General features: G+C 60.0%; 16 protein-coding genes. All 16 read right to left on the bottom strand.

Annotated elements, in window-relative coordinates; genetic code table 11:
- On the bottom strand, window positions 1–1,623 hold the full coding sequence (locus tag I3J27_RS14060; protein ID WP_270170149.1) for a type II and III secretion system protein family protein: 1,623 nt from the start codon (window positions 1,621–1,623) through the stop codon (window positions 1–3).
- Between the two features lie 422 nt (window positions 1,624–2,045).
- Entirely contained in the window at window positions 2,046–2,456 is a 411-nt protein-coding gene (locus I3J27_RS14055) for a TadE family protein (RefSeq protein ID WP_270170147.1), read from the bottom strand.
- Window positions 2,456–3,706, bottom strand: coding sequence for a TadG family pilus assembly protein (locus I3J27_RS14050; RefSeq protein WP_270170145.1), 1,251 nt, complete (start codon window positions 3,704–3,706; stop codon window positions 2,456–2,458). Before I3J27_RS14050 ends, I3J27_RS14055 begins: the two co-directional genes overlap by 1 nt.
- Before the next feature lie 85 nt (window positions 3,707–3,791).
- On the bottom strand, window positions 3,792–4,274 hold the full coding sequence (locus I3J27_RS14045) for a hypothetical protein (RefSeq protein WP_270170143.1): 483 nt from the start codon (window positions 4,272–4,274) through the stop codon (window positions 3,792–3,794).
- Window positions 4,275–4,357: 83 nt separating this feature from the next.
- Window positions 4,358–4,957, bottom strand: coding sequence for a methyltransferase family protein (locus I3J27_RS14040; RefSeq protein ID WP_270170141.1), 600 nt, complete (start codon window positions 4,955–4,957; stop codon window positions 4,358–4,360).
- Between the two features lie 53 nt (window positions 4,958–5,010).
- Entirely contained in the window at window positions 5,011–5,907 is an 897-nt protein-coding gene (locus I3J27_RS14035; RefSeq protein ID WP_270170139.1) for a type II secretion system F family protein, read from the bottom strand.
- Complete coding sequence (locus I3J27_RS14030) at window positions 5,904–6,830, bottom strand: type II secretion system F family protein (protein WP_270170137.1); 927 nt, start codon at window positions 6,828–6,830, stop codon at window positions 5,904–5,906. Before I3J27_RS14030 ends, I3J27_RS14035 begins: the two co-directional genes overlap by 4 nt.
- Entirely contained in the window at window positions 6,830–8,266 is a 1,437-nt protein-coding gene (locus I3J27_RS14025) for a TadA family conjugal transfer-associated ATPase (protein WP_270170135.1), read from the bottom strand. Before I3J27_RS14025 ends, I3J27_RS14030 begins: the two co-directional genes overlap by 1 nt.
- Complete coding sequence (locus I3J27_RS14020) at window positions 8,263–9,465, bottom strand: CpaE/TadZ family protein (RefSeq protein ID WP_270170133.1); 1,203 nt, start codon at window positions 9,463–9,465, stop codon at window positions 8,263–8,265. The genes I3J27_RS14025 and I3J27_RS14020 overlap by 4 nt, the downstream gene beginning before the upstream one ends.
- Complete coding sequence (gene cpaB, locus I3J27_RS14015; RefSeq protein WP_270170131.1) at window positions 9,465–10,427, bottom strand: Flp pilus assembly protein CpaB; 963 nt, start codon at window positions 10,425–10,427, stop codon at window positions 9,465–9,467. The genes I3J27_RS14020 and cpaB overlap by 1 nt, the downstream gene beginning before the upstream one ends.
- Window position 10,428: 1 nt before the next feature.
- A complete protein-coding gene (locus I3J27_RS14010) occupies window positions 10,429–10,935 on the bottom strand; it encodes an A24 family peptidase (protein WP_270170129.1) in 507 nt (168 codons plus the stop codon).
- 65 nt (window positions 10,936–11,000) lie between these two features.
- Complete coding sequence (locus tag I3J27_RS14005) at window positions 11,001–11,210, bottom strand: hypothetical protein (protein ID WP_270170127.1); 210 nt, start codon at window positions 11,208–11,210, stop codon at window positions 11,001–11,003.
- A 125-nt stretch (window positions 11,211–11,335) separates the two neighbouring features.
- Window positions 11,336–11,545 carry a hypothetical protein gene (locus I3J27_RS14000; protein ID WP_270170125.1) on the bottom strand — a complete coding sequence of 70 codons (210 nt, stop codon included), beginning with the start codon at window positions 11,543–11,545 and terminating at the stop codon, window positions 11,336–11,338.
- A gap of 472 nt (window positions 11,546–12,017) precedes the next feature.
- The gene (locus I3J27_RS13995; RefSeq protein WP_270170123.1) at window positions 12,018–12,500 is read right to left on the bottom strand and encodes a beta-barrel domain-containing protein; all 483 of its coding nucleotides are present in this window, start codon (window positions 12,498–12,500) and stop codon (window positions 12,018–12,020) included.
- A gap of 1,119 nt (window positions 12,501–13,619) precedes the next feature.
- Window positions 13,620–14,507 (bottom strand): branched-chain amino acid aminotransferase, encoded by an 888-nt coding sequence (locus I3J27_RS13990; protein ID WP_270170121.1) that lies wholly within the window; start codon window positions 14,505–14,507, stop codon window positions 13,620–13,622.
- A gap of 27 nt (window positions 14,508–14,534) precedes the next feature.
- Window positions 14,535–15,395, bottom strand: a complete 861-nt coding sequence (locus I3J27_RS13985; protein WP_270170119.1) for a GNAT family N-acetyltransferase — start codon at window positions 15,393–15,395, stop codon at window positions 14,535–14,537.

The raw sequence follows: 15,395 nt of genomic DNA, 5'->3' as shown, positions 1-15,395 counted from the left end.
TTAATTGAGTGTCTTGACGACGGGCTGGTCGGTTACCCCCGGCGGCGCGGGCAGGCGCGCATCGGGCGCGATGATGTGACCATACGGTCCCTTCAGTTCACCACCGGAACTGACGTAGTCGTTGTAGCGCTTCTTCACTTCCATCTGACCGTTCAGGAAGAAGTCGACGTCATTGGCCGGCATCCGAGAATCCAGCGGCGTCGCCAGTTGCTGGCCGGGCGCCGCCGGCGCCACGAGGCGCGGCGTCACGATGATGACGAGATCGGTTTCCTGCTGCTGATAGGACGAGGAGCGAAATAATGTCCCAAGCACCGGCACCGACCCGATCCAGGGCAGTTGCGAAATATCCTGCCGGTTACGCGTCTGCAGCAGGCCCGCGACGGCAAAGCTCTGACCGTCACGCAATTCAACCGTGGTCCGAGCGTTGCGGCTGCTCAAAGCCGGAATCGTTGTACCGGCGATCGTGACGGCGTTAGTGAAATCGAGTTCACTGACAGACGGCTCGACCCGCAGGTTGATCACGCCGCGCGAAAGCACCGTGGGAACGAAGCCCAATTCAACACCGAACGTCTTGAACTGGATGGTGACAGTTGGCGCTAGGCCGGCACCGGCCGCCGTCGACGCCACCGGCACCGGGAATTCACCGCCAGCCAGGAACCGAGCCGATTCACCCGATAGCGCCATCAGGTTTGGCTCCGCAAGCCGACGCACCAGACCTTTCTGCTCCAATGCTGTCACAAGCAAATCGACCGAGGCGCCGCTGCTCGTTCGGAGGACGCTGGTCAGGAGACTTCCAAACGGGACAGCGGCCGCTCCCGTCGCCGTCGCCGCTAACGTGCCAGCAGTGCCGAGCAGAGGTATCGAGCCGGCGGGCGGCCCCGTGTTTGGCATCGCCACGCGACCGCTGCTCGTATTTATGGAATTAGGCCCGCCAAGTCCGGTATTGCCAATGTTCGTTCCGCTTGCATTGGCGCCATAGAGATTCATTCCGAGCTCGCGCCCGGCAGACCGGTTGACCTCGAGGAAGCGCACCTCGAGCATGACCTGCTGCGGCCCCGTCACGTTCATGGCATTGACGACGACGCTGCCCTTCGGAGCGGTGCTGGTCGCAATCGACATCGCACGTTCGGCGACGACCGCGTCGGGGGCTGTTCCGCTCACGATCACCTGTCCCTCGGAGGCCGACACCCGAATTCCACGGGCGCCGGTCGAGGATTGAATGTTCTGCTGAAGGTTGCCGATGTCGATCGTGACCTCGACGTCTAGGATGCCGATCTGCTTCATCGAGGAATCGAGCAGAATGACGTTGGTGGTGCCAGGCTGCTTGCCCTGGATGTAGATCTGATGATCGCTCAGCGACTTCACGTCGATGATGTCGGCCGAGCCCGCCACGATGGTAGAAAACGCCGTCTCGACCCTGAAGGTGCGCGACTTGTTGACGATCACCTTGACCCGCTGGACGTCATTCATTTCGCTGACGAAGACGCCACCGGTCGGAGCCCGCCGGTCCGCGGCCCCTGCGCGGTCGGTGGAATCAAACAAGGCAGCCGCAGCGCCAAGAGCTGTTATGCTCAAGGCGACAATCGCCTGTCCCGCGCTACCCCAGACGCGACCACCAACCATCCGAATCCCCTTCGCCGTGTTACCTACGGCCAACCCCGCAAATTTACGGCCTCCGACTTCCTGATCGCTCTCGTTCGCGCACCACGACATAGAGCTTACAGTCGGTCCGACTACAAATAGTTACTTGCTATTCTCATTCCCTGGCATGTCCGAACCGGAGCACACCCGAGCTCGGTCCGGGCATGCCCCGGAGCCAGGCCGCAAATCGCGGCCCAAGGATCATCCCCTGCCACGCGCCTTGATTGCAAGGAGAGAGGCCCGTCCGGCCGTGGCACCCCTTAAGAAAACTCCCCGATGTTGCCAGAGCGCACCACTTCCGTAGCCCGCTTAGGCTAATCGTCGGTCTGCCCAACGGGCCGAGGCCCTTCGGGCGGCCCGCCGGCGCCGAGCGCTCCAGATCAGCCGCAAGGAATCGGGGCACGTCAGAACGGAACCTGGGTGGACACGCTCGGCGTGTCGAAGGACGTGCCCCATACCGGCACCAGCATGGTGAAACCCGACTGCGATGCCGTTATGGTAAGCGCGGAGGCTCCCGCCGTGGTGGTCACGGTAGGCGAGAGACCGCCATTATACAGGAAGGGAACAATGGCCTGCTTCTCTGCGGCCGACAGATAGTCGGTGGTGCAAGCGGATGGTGATGTGCCGGCTATTACAGCAGGCGTGTAGCAATTGATGATGTTCGCCCGGGCGCCGGCACTCGCAAGCATGCGCAACGATTGCACCGTGATCGCATATCGTCCGAAATCAAAGATGGCGAAGATCAGAGTGAACAAGGCCCCGCCGACGAGACAAAACTCGAAAGCTGCCGCCCCGCGCTGGTCGAGCTTTCTCATCACTGCACCAAACGCACAGTTTGGACATTCGGCTTTACTGCCCCATCTGACGTACATTTGGAATTGTCCAGCGCCGTATTGCCCAGGAAATTCACCGCGTAGGCTATGACCTGATAGCAACCGGTAGCGGGGGCACTCGATGAGCTGTTGCCTCCGTAGGTGACGGGAGTATTCGGTACATAGACCGTGCCGTTGAAGTAGCTAGTGGAGGTGCCGCTGATGTTGACGCCCGACTTCGTATAGGCCTCGCCGTCATAGATCAGAAGATCTTTCATCAGGGCCTTGACCGATGCTGACAATACGGACGGCCCCGTAGGTGACTTCATTGCCGTAATCTGGATCGTGGGGTTTCCGGTAAATTTGAGCGATGTACCACTTCCGAAAAATATCAGGGTAGCCGTTCCCGTTATGGTCGGATTGCCATTGATAACGACGTTCCCCGAAAAATAGTACGTGCCGTTTAATGAAGTAGTCGAACCGAACGACGGATTAGTGTTGTAACAGCTGCATGTCTCATATGGCAGAGGTGCTGCGTTGTTGTTCCGGCTCGAGAAATTTGACGTGGTCAACGCGGACAGCGCGGTGTTCAATGCACTTAACGGATCGGGAATCGGTTGCTGATAGGTTTTCACGCCCGTGCACTGGCTTCCCCCCGTTTGGGAGCAGCCGCCGACCGTATAGCTCGGCGCATTCACCTGGATGCCGCTGTTGCCCTTGAAGCCAATTGCGTTGTCGGCCGTACTGTTCGATGAAATGCCGCAGGTTGGCGACGACACGGTAGGACTTCCCTGGAAGGTAACAGGGTCTTTCAGCGCCAGCACACATGGAGGTGTCGCCAAACTATCAACGCTGGCGACCGCCGTCGCGACCACGTTGATCGTCGACAAGCCAAGCAACTGGGCCAGGTAGGCCGGCTGCTGCTGACTGACGGTGGCCTGAACGTAATTTCCCGGGATCCCGTTCCACGACCCCAGCGTGGCGATCTGCACCGACTTCGACACGCCTTGCGGAAGGCTGGTAGCACACGTGGCGCCGGGATAGGACGTGTCACCCGAATTGCAGAACGAGTTCTGGGCTGCAACCTGCTTGCCGCGCCAATCGACAGACTGTGTATTGCTGCAGGTTGTGCCAGGCTGTGGAGCGTTGTCGCACGCCAACCGCAAGGCGCCCGAATAGGCGGCCGCATCGGCCGCCCCCTGGGCGCGTTGTCTGGTCACATACCACGATCCGGCCTCGCCGCCGAGCGCCATCGCTCCCACCAACGGCACCAATGCAACTACGGTCGCGAATGCAGCTGACCCTCGACGGCAGCGGAGCATGTCAAGCATGGGACACCTATTGAAACCGCTCTGAGTACGACAACGTGAACGAACAAGCATTGCCGGTGGTGCTCGTGCACAACACAGACGTCAACACGATCGGCGCTAACGTGATCGTCGTTGAGTACACGTAGTATTTCGCCAGCGCAGGATCAGAGTTTCCTGCCGCGCAGACAGCATTGCTGTCGCCGCAAATCAGCGTAATGCTGGGGATCGGATAGCGGCTATCGGCCTTGGCGAGCGCGGCCGACGCCCAGCTGGACGCGTTGGTGACGTCGGGTGGCTGGGAATACTGAATGGATTGCCCGAACGCGCGCAATGCGGCGAGCGCCGAAATGTACCGGTAGCCGGCCACCGCAAGATCAGCAAGCGGCAGAAGGATCAGCATAATCAGGAACAGGTAGACGAACGGCATCTCAAACGCGACGGCGCCGCGCTGATCCGCGAACAGATTACGTTCGCCTCTCACAAGCCGTTTTCGGCAGAGCAAAGAATGCAACACGTTGGCACCTTTACGCTACAGCTAGACTGATGCATCTCATCATGTATTGCCTACGACAAATCTCGCGGTCATACGTCCGATCACCAGACATAAGGTATCAATCGCCAACGCGACGCTTCGTAGCTCGCGTACTCCGGGCAGTTGCGCCGGAGCAGATCTTCTTCGTAGTAGATCCGGCACACTTGCACGCCGATATGCAGCACAAACAGAGTCAACGTCAGCGGCGAAAGGACCTTAAGAACCACGCCAAATATTGCGATCTCCTCCGCCAAATAGAGCGGATGCTTGATCCATCGGTAGGGACCCGTTTGCACCACTGAACGCGCCTGTGGCACCAGGCTGAACGACTTGCCAAGATGCCTGATCGTGACGAGCATCATGGCCATGCCGGTCAGCACGCAAACCGTGGATGCAAGGTTTGGCAACGTCTTGCCTGTCTCGCCGAAGAAGCCGATCGTCCATGGCAGATAGGTGCCGACAAATGCCGCTATCCTTGGCAGCAAGCCATCCGCGTGCGCCTTTGCCGGCGGCCGAGTTATCACCAGCAGCCCGAGAAGGACGTAGAAACTGGCGAGACAAAAACTTGACACGAGTATCAGCCAGGATTCGGAAAACGATCCGATCTTGATCGCATAGACGAGCGCCAGCAGCATGAACCACATGCCGCCGAGCAACTGCATCGTCCGCTCGTAAGTCGACTTATTCGATAGAGTGAGGGTGCTCATAAAATTACCTACTTGAACGCACGAGCGAGATGCAAAAACGGGCTCCCGCCCAGAATGACGAACATGGCCGGAAGCATGAACAGCACCATCGGAACAGTCAGCTTGGCGCCCAGCTTGTGAGCTCGCTCCTCCAGCTTGGTGATACGCTCCCGCCGAAGGTCGACAGCGATACCGCGCAGGGCCTGCCCCAGCGGTGTTCCGTACTGCAAGGTCTGACTGACAACCGTTCCAAAGCGACGAAGCCCATCAGACTTTAAGCCCAACTTCTCGAATGCTTCGCTGCGGTTCGGCAATATGCGGAGGTCGTCGAGAAGCCCGCGCAATACCTGAGCCATCGCCGGATTGGTTTCCTTCATCTCCGCTGCCACACGTTCGACCCCGCCCTCGAGGCCCATGCCGGCCTCGCTGCATACAACGAGCAGATCGATGGTATCCGGGGTCCCCAGCCGAATGGCAGCGTCAAAGCGCCGCTTCAAGACCATGAGAATCAAACGTGGCCCCATGATGCCGATCACCACTCCGATCAGCGTGAAGATCATCGCATCGGAGACCGGCTTTCCGAGAAGCTGCGCCGCAAAGAAAGCCGCGAGCGGAAACAGGAACATGCTGACCGCTTTGACGCCGATCCAGATCGGCAAGGTTCGATAATGGTTGAATCCTGCCGACTGAATGATCGTTCGCAGTTGCTCCAGATTTTCCTCCGCATAGAAGCGCCTGTAGCGAGCGCCTATTGAGGAAAGCCAGCCAATCAGGTCCGGCGACGAGCTTGACCGGTCAGGGATGCCCAGCACTGCGTTCGATACCCGCGTATCCAGCGCGCGAATATGCACCTCGCGAATGATCAGAATGAAGGTTGCGGCCACGGCTACCGTGGCGAGGGCCGCGAAACCGACAGCAGCAGTCATAGTGCCGTCTCCCTTTTGATCATCCAACGTATCACGAAGTGTCCGATAGTTACGGACGCGGCCGCGTAGGCCAGCAGCATGTTTCCAGTCGGGTCATAAAACAGCAGGTCAACGGATTGTGGATTAATGACGTAGAGCAACCCGCCCACGACGAACGGCGATAGCGAAAGCGCACGCGAAGAGAAGATGACTTCTCCGGCCATGGCCTTCGCGCGTGCAGCCAATGCAACCCGTTGGCTTACAGTGTCGGCAAGTATCTGCAGGGTTTCTGCCAGGCTGCCGCCCGCTTTCAACTGGACCGCGAGCGTCACCGCAAACATGGCATATTCAGGAACCAGCGTTCGCCGATAAATTCCTTCGACAGCTTCTTCCGGGGGCCTCCCCATACTCAACTCGCTGCAGACGATCGCGAACTGGCCGGACGTTGGTTGTGGCAACTCGCGCGCGATCGTGCGAAACGCTTCGTTGACGGGCAACCCCGACCGAACGGTACTGGTCACCAGCTGAATTGCGTCAGGAAGCTGGCGGAAAAGCTGATTGATGAAGCGATTTCGCTGCCATCCGAACAGGCCTCGTACCACCAGGATGGCGACCACAGCAGCAGCGATCGACACGATGGGCGTGGATAATCCCAGCAAGCGATTGGCGTAAACGACGGGACCCGCGGCCATGACGCCGGCGAGCAACACATAGGCCGGATGCCAGGAGTAGACGATCTCGGGGCGGTAATTGGCGATGCGATAGAGCATATCCCAACGCGAAGCTTTAGCCGCGCGACGGATAGACACCAAGGTTGCCGCTTCAGAGATCGGTAGAGCAACCTCGAGTTGGCGATTCATCCTCCTCTGTCGCGCGTCGAGCCGAAGGGTATTGGCCGCCGCGCACAGCAGGAGCACCAGAACGATGATCAAGGGCGTCGACATCAGATCTGCCTCATCGCGTCGGCCCAGGCCCGCTCAAGCCCGTAATAAACGAGACGGCTCTTGAATTTCGGGACTGCCTGGGTGGACCGGTATGTGCCCGATATACGCCCGTGCACATCCTCCTCCTTATACTCGAACAGCGCGACGTCGTTGGTGGTGATCACCTCGCCTTCCAGGCCTATCACCTCAGTAATCTGAATGATCCGTCGCTGACCGTCCCGCATGCGCTCGATCTGCACAATCAGATCCAGGGCGGCGACGATCTGCGCGCGGATTGCGCGCGACGGCAGGTTAACCTGGCCCATCTGCACCATGTTTTCGACGCGCGTCAGAGCATCGCGCGCACTATTGGCATGTACCGTCGAGATCGATCCATCATGGCCGGTGTTCATTGCCTGCAGCATGTCGAATGCTTCGGCGCCTCGCACCTCACCCACGACGATGCGATCCGGGCGCATGCGCAGGGCATTCCACAGCAGATCGCGTTGCGTTACCTGTCCTGTACCTTCGAGGCTGGGTGGCCGCGTCTCCAGGCTGATTACATGCGGCTGCTGAAGCTGGAGCTCCGCCGCATCCTCGATCGTGACGATACGTTCGCTGTGGTCGATGAACTGGCTGAGAGCGTTAAGGAGCGTTGTCTTGCCCGACCCCGTGCCGCCGGAGACCAGAACATTGAGGCGGCAGCGGGAGGCAATCTCCAACAGCTGTCCGAGAGCGGCGGTCATCGAGCCGTTTTCGATCATTCCAGCAATATTTAGACGCCGGCTCGGAAATTTTCGGATTGAGACGCAAGGGCTATGGATAGCCAGCGGCGGAAGGATGATGTTGACGCGGCTGCCGTCCGGCAGGCGACAATCCACCATCGGACTGGATTCATCCACGCGCCGACCGACCTGCGCAGCAATCTTCTGCGCGACCGCGGCAATGTGATCGTTGTCGCGGAATCGCACGGCGACACGCTCCAGCTTGCCGCTCCGCTCGACGTAGACGTTGCTCGGCCCGTTGATCATGATGTCGTTGATCGTCTCGTCCAGCAAAAGCGAACGGAGCGGACCGTAACCGGTCATATCGTCCGCAATTTCTTCCGCCAACAGAAGCTGCTCACGACCGGACAACTCCAGCCGGTCCTGGTTGGCAATGCCGTGGATGATTTCCTCGATCTGCCGACGAAGAACATCGCGCGAGACGGTTGCGGCGACGGATGGCTCGATCTGCTCGATGACCCGTTCGCGCAACGACGCCGACATTACCGGATGATGCGACGCTGGTTCCTCGCGCTTCGGCGTGGACGCGGACGGGCTTGGCGCCGATGACGCCAGACTGGGCTCAGTTGGCGGCGTAGCTGGCGGCAAGCTGGGCGCCACCGTGGACGGACCCGCCATCAGTGTAGGCAAACGCAGTGGCGCGTCGTCATCGCGCCTGCCGAATTTTTTCATAGCCCGAGCCATCTCCTCCACCGTCCCTTTCGCTCGGAGCCGACGCCGGTGATCTCCCGTACAATCGGAGCGAGGTGACGCCGCAGCGCGGATACATGCTTGAGAGCCGGAATGCCGAGGTTTACCGCCTGCGTCATTCCCTTGCCGAGATCCGGGATCACCATGTCCGGTTCTGCGCCGAGCGCCTTGACGATTGTTCCCCTGGGCAGACCGCCGGCACGATCGGCACGATTGAGCAGGGTAAAGACCCGATCCTTGCCGGCGATGTTGGTGACGGCGTTGCGCAGCGCATGGGCATTGCGCAGCCCTGTCACTTCGGCTTCCAGCAGCACCAATACATGACGGGACATCTTGATGACCGGATAGATGGATGCGGGGAACGGCACCGGTACATCGACAACGACGTAGTTGAACCGCTGGCGGAGCAATCCCAGCACGTGCCGAACGCCCGCCTCAGTGATGTCGAGTTTGGCATCGAGGTCTTCTTCGCCGGAGATCAGGCAAACCCGATCGTTGACCTCGATAGCCGCCCGCTCCAGAAACAGCGTGTCGGCCCGCATCGGGTTTTCGAGGGCAATGCGGAGGCCGGGTCCGGGGCGAACACCGAGCATTACCGCAGTCTCGCCGCCCTGCAGATGAAGGTCGAGCAGTGCGACCTTCGCCTTGGTGGTCTCAGCCAGTTGCAGCGCGAGGTTGATCGCAATGCTGGTCGCTCCCGCGCCGCCTTGCGCACCGCAGATCGACACCACATGTCCACCCCGGTCATTATGAGCGGGCGCGACGTCGCCAAGCAGCTTCGGGCGGAGCTGGTCCAGCACCATATCCCGGGTGATCGGCGTTGGAAGATACTCGGTAACGCCGGTCTCCATCAGTTCGCGGTAGAACGTGATCTCCCTGTTGTCACCGATCAGGCACACCCGCACATCGGGCGGACAGACGCTGGCCAACCTTTCCAGTTCCGTGAAGGGATCATCGATCCCACTGATGTCGGTCACCAGCGCGAACAGATCGGTGTCGGTCTCCAGCATGCGTGTCGCATGACGGATGGAGCCCCGCCGGATCGCCAGATTGCTGCCATCGAGCCCCTTGCGCAGCGCCGCAGCGCTCGACTCGTCGTTCACGAAGCAGACGATACGGTTACGCGTGAGAGCCGACGTCGTCGCTACGGGTGATTCCACCACTGCCATGTTCACACTCATCAACGTTTCTCCGGCACCTTGCCAGCATCACCCAACGCAGCAGCCGTCAGGCGGGCAGCCTCCGTCGCCCCCTCGCAGGCGACGAGAGCATCGTCGTCCATGTCCTGCTTCCTGACCGAGTATTGCTTGAGTTCGCGGCCGTTATAGATCACCACTGTCGTGCTCTGGCCGGCAACTGCACTCTGGCGCGCTAGCTCTGGCGACACATCGCAACTGGATGTCGCGCCCGTGTCGGCCTTGTCCCACTGCTCGGCCGCAGCCCGGACAACGAGGGAGAGCGTTCCAAGCTGCTTTGCCACGGAGACCTTCTTGACCTGCTCCGGCGTAAGCTCCAACGATACAGTTTGCGCCGTCTTGCCTGCGACGGCATTGCTGACGGGTCGCCCGCCTTGCGCAATCTCCTGGTCGATCGCGATGACGCGCACATTGGAGAGGACGGTTTCGCTGACGGCCCGACGCGCCGGATCAGCCTTCTCGAACACCTGGGTCAACACCACGTCGACATTGTCGCCCGGCCTGATCAGCCCGGAGACGCCAGTCTCCTCGTCGACCTTGATGCTGATCGCACGGCTGTCCGGCGCCAGAACGCTGGCGAGGAAGCCGCGATCCCGCGGGCGCAGGATGTCCTGCAATGTAATGGCGCTGCCGGCGTCGACGAATTTGCGAACCAGAGAACCGGGAAGTCCGGCCTTGGTGTCGGGCGTTTCGAGGATCGCCCCTGCCGGAATACGATCTGGCGCAGCCTGGCGCACGGTGAAATCCTCGTCGCGCGCCAGCGTTCCTTTCGAAAGCGCATGTGTCGTAACAAAGTAACCAACCGTCGCGGGCCCGGCTGGCTGCTTTGCCACGATCTCCGCAACAACCGGATCTTTCGATTGGTTCACACTGTAGGCAATGAGCCCAAGCGCCGTAGCCGCAAGCAACAGCACCATGATAATCGAGACGCGCAATGCAGACGACATGTCAAAATCCCTTGCTCGAAATGGCCCAGATACCGCCGCTGGCAATCGCGACCCCGTAAGGCAGCGGCGCATGTCGCAAATGACGCCAGCGCTCTATCGCGTAAATCCTTCGCACCAGCGACGATCCGGCGGGCGCCAGCTTCGGATGTGGCAGGTGGCGCATCATCAGATGCACCGCGGCCAGAACGCCACCGGTCAATGCAGTTGCTGTCAACAGCTCAATCACGCCGGTCAGCGGCAGACCGATCGCCAGGACAACCAGCAACTTGACATCGCCGCCGCCGATCATTCCGCGCTGGTATATCACGAAGAGCACCAGAAACAGGATTGCTGCAACGATCAGCGACTGGCCAATCTGCATCGGGTTGGCCAATTGACCAACGATCCCGAGGAATGCCAGCGCCAGACAAATTTCGTTTCGGATCAACCGTGTCGCGATATCGATCGTTGCGACATACAACAACAATGCGATTTCCAGACACGAGGTCGTGGACGCAATCCAGCTCATGAAATATCTGCCTCAGACGAGACGGGGGCGCGTCGCAACGCCCCCGAAGTCGGACGGTCTCTGCCTCAAGCGGCAGCAGTGACAGCTGTGGTAAGCGAGCCGATCGCGGTGGTGAGAGCCGCTCCGATGCCCGTGCCAGTGGTCGTGCCGAACGCAGCGGTAACGGCGGCGACGATGCAAGCGGCGACGATCACGTACTCGAACGACACAACGCCGTCCTTGTCCGTGCGCAAAAGTGTCAAGGCTGCTTTCGTTTTAACGTAATACTTCAGCATAGGGGTAATCCCTGCTTTGATAACGAATGATGGGAATAATTGTGGGGCAGGCACCGTTGGCAGAAAGCCGCCAACGGCATAGGTTGCAAACGAGCCAAGAGCGCCTCTCGGCTACATGCGCTCAATTAGGCGGCTGCGGTGACCGCGGTCGTGACTTTGCCGATTGCGGTGGTCAGAGCCGCACCGATGCCGGTGCCGGTGGTCGTGCCGAACGCAGCGGTAACTGCGGCAACGATGCAAGCGGCGACGATCACGTATTCGAACGACACAACGCCGTTCGAGTCCGTGCGCAGCTGCTTCAAGGCTTCGGTCGTCTTGATGTAGTACTGCAGCATTGTACAAAATCCCTCTTACTAAGATTAATTCACTGACAATGTTGGGCATTCAAATCTGCCGTCCGTCGGCAGAAATTTGCGCCAACTACCGACACCTTAAATCAATCGCAACAAACTTGTCATCAGGTAATCGTTTGTTAACCCTACTATTGCAGAGCATTTCGGATTACCGGAGGTAATCCGGAATCGTTATCGAAGTGCCTCGCTCCGTAGAAATACGGACGAACGACACACGGCGATTCCGGCGCACGGCGGCAGGTCTCCGCGCTTACCAGGCCGCGCGGGCCAACAGCCTTGAGCGGGAAGAAGATGCCATCGCGAGCGATCAGCCAAACCTGATGGAAGGTCAGCTGGATGCCCGAACGGCCGCTCGTTCTGTCGAATCCAAACTCCACAAAGCCTGAAAGACGCGCGCTGAAGCCATATTGCCTCTTCGACGGACTGCTGCAATCGCCGCAAGAGTTCAACGGCCTCATCTTTCGCGAATGCCGCGTAGTGCATCCAGTCGTGCGTCTGCGTTGCCGCACATTAGCGCCAGGCACAAAAGCAGACGTAAGATGATCTGGAGCCGGTGATTGCGCGCAGTCGGAAGCGTCGCAGCGATGAACGCGGCTCCTACTTCTATCGGAATGACTGATTGAATGATCACCAATGGCCCAACGTTATACTCAAATGCCGTCCGCTGCACAGTCGGGATCGTCGCCGGCATGCCCGGACAGAGCCGAACATTCGGCATGGCGGCGAGCTCATCCCGATCAATCCGCACAAAGGCGGTGTAATGTGGTGCGCTAGACTTCGGATCCGTCAAGCGGCCAGCCGAAACCTGGATCACGTCACCATGAATGATCGGTATGATGGGCTGCTTGTAGGCGGTGAGGTGAACCTCCGCGCGCGTGTCCGGATGCACGTCGCTGATGTCCTCGACGCCGACCTGCGCCTCAATGGGGTCAATCAATCCTCATCAGGAACGATGTCGAGGATCTTGTCACCGCGCTAAATGACGCCGCCCCGGCTATGGGTAATTGCTTACGCCGATCGCACCCTCGACCAATCGCGACGACCACAAGCCCCTCGGACGGAGCAATCTTGCCGATCGGCGCCGAGATGCCTCTTGCACAGAGCCTCGGCTTCTGAGGAACGCCAGGAGCTGAAGCCGGGTTCCGACGGCATTACGGCAATGACATTCGCGAGATTGATAACGAACTCGGCAAGAGGCTGTACGCGCTGGAACACGCCCTTAAAAGCGTCAGCGCTGATATGTAATCCGTGGCGTTGAGATGTCCGGCCAGATATCATGCGGCCAGCGTCACGAAGGTCCGTGCAGATGATCCTGAGCACTCACGCTATCGTAGGCGGGGCCATAGCCAGCCTAATGCCCGATCAGCCTGCGTTGGCCTTCGTCGCCGGAATAGCGAGTCATTTTGCCATCGATGCTATCCCGCATTCAGATTATCCGCTGCGCTCCATTTCAATCAGCCGGAACCGACCGGCACTTTTCGCTGATCGGCTCTGGGTGCGTGATTTGGGATTGCTTGCCTTCGACGGATCAGTTGGCCCTGCGATTGCGCTATTGCTTTATGCCGCTCCCCCGGCAACCCCAGCAATACTGCTTGGCGCGGTTGGTGGGATACTGCCCGATCCCTTGCGGTTGATCCATCGCCTGTATCCACGGGGACCTTTCCGCTCCTTCCAACGGTTTCACGCACGGACGCACACAAAGCACTAGCTTACGTGGCCATGGGCCGTCAGCTCGCAAGCTCTGCTTATAGTTCTGACTATTTGCGCAGCCGAACTCGTGCGCCACAACGTTGGCTGAACCCAAGCGGCGTCGGGGCTGCGGCCGGCTTGCTCTCGCCCAAGAAAATGTTGGAGGACTTGGGTGGTCGAGGAGCGGCTCAAAGCTCGGGTTGATCGCGCACTTCGCGAGCTCTTTTCGCTGAAGATTTAGAGAAAGCTCGACCGCGACGCCAAGCAGAAGAGTCTCCTGCATAAAGCCGCGGACATAAATTCGCAAATTTTACGCATATTTTTGCAAAACGGTGCGATCTAACATATTGGTTCTATTCGTTCCCTCTCACGCCGCAAGCTTCGTCTCGTGCGCGAAATCCCAATACAGCCTTCGCGCACGCGCATAAAAGCGCCCGGGCGACAGTTGCCGTCCGTCGATCCGGATTACGGGCGCGACCTTGGCGAAATTGCCGGTCGAAAAGATCTCGTCCGCAGTGACGAAATCGGAATAGCGCAGCGTTGTCTCCAGCACGGTGATGCCGTCACCGCGCAAAAGTTCGATCACGCGCTGCCGCGTAATTCCGTTCAGGAACGTGCCATTTGGCGCCGGCGTATAGACGACGCCATCCTTCGCCATGAACACGTTGGAATTGCCGAACTCCGCGACGTTACCGAGCATGTCCAGCATCAAGCAATTCTGGAAGCCGCGCGAGGCGGCCTCGATGAGCGCGCGGGAGCAGTTCGGGTAAAGACAGGAGGCCTTGGCACCGACCGGCGCGGATTCGGCGGTCGGTCTGCGGAACGGCGACAGCGTGATCGCGCTGCCAACAGGCTTGGGGATCGGTGCTTCGTAGATGCAAAGGCACCAGTCGGTCGTTTCCGGATCGAAGAGCACGCCGCCGCCGACGCCGTTCTGCGGCCAGTACATCGGGCGGATGTAGAGCTCGGCATCGGGCTGGAAACGGGCGATACCCTCATGCGCAAGTCCGAGCCACGTACCGGGATCGACGACCGGTTTGAGCCCGAAATAGACCGCGGATTGATTGACGCGGGCGCAATGACGATCGAGGTCAGGGGTAACGCCTTCAAAGGCGCGCGCGCCGTCGAAGATGGTCGAACCGAGCCAGAGCCCATGGGTCCGCGGCCCCATGATCGGCACATTGCCCTCGTGCCACTCGCCTTGGAAGAACGTCCATGTCCGGGAATGGCTGACGGAGTTGGGGCCAGGCATCATAACGAATCTCCATTCTGGAACGACTGATTATGGCCCATAGATCACGAGCTCGGAATCCGACAGATCGGCCAGCCGGGGACAATGCGGGCCCTTGAAGTACTTGCGGCCGATCGGCTCCCTGTAGATGCCGACGAGGTTGGGTATGGGGCCATTGGCATCGAGTGCGATCGATATCCGGCCACGCCGGAGCAAGAAGCGGCCGATCGCGCCGGCGCATGCGATGTAGTCCGCCACGTCAGGGCAATAGATCATCTGCATGGCCGGCAGCCTGATGCGACGGACGCGCATCGGCTGCAGAACGAACGGAAAGGCGCGGCCGTCGAGCGCGCGGCATACCAGGCTGAGGCAATCGTAGGCCGCGTGACGCGCAAGCAGCACGACATCGGCTTCGGACAACCCGTCGACGGCCTGCGCGTCCTGCCGAACCACTTCGACACGCATGGCCTTGGCCGGGCGCGACACTGCCGGAAACGAGAAGAGCAAGCCGCCGCAATAGCGGCGAAACCCCTGCGCTTCAATGGCTTGCCAGGTCCATCGCGCCGGACTGATATTGACGTAAGTGACGTCGTTGTGGCGCTGAGCGACCTTGGTCAGCATCGGCGCGTAACTGCGAAAGGCAGGGTCCACATACCAGCTCGAGAGATTGCAGCGGATGGAGGTGCGTCCGGCATCCTTCCGCGCGGTGTGGATCAACAGCAGGGCGCCGACGGGGGTCCGATCATGCTCGAGCATATAGCCGAAGCGCGGGAAACTATCGGGCGTCTCGCGCACGGACAGGCGCCGGAGTCCTTTAATCCAGTAGTCGCGCGAGCGGATGGGAAAGCCGCGTGTCAGAAGGTCGGCGATGGCGTCAAGATCAGCTATTCCTATCTCGCGGCATCGGATCAT

The organism is Bradyrhizobium xenonodulans (assembly GCF_027594865.1).
GTDB classification, from domain to species: Bacteria; Pseudomonadota; Alphaproteobacteria; order Rhizobiales; family Xanthobacteraceae; genus Bradyrhizobium; species Bradyrhizobium xenonodulans.
Note: the sequence above shows the minus strand (reverse complement) of the source record. Positions and strands in the feature narration are given on the sequence as shown.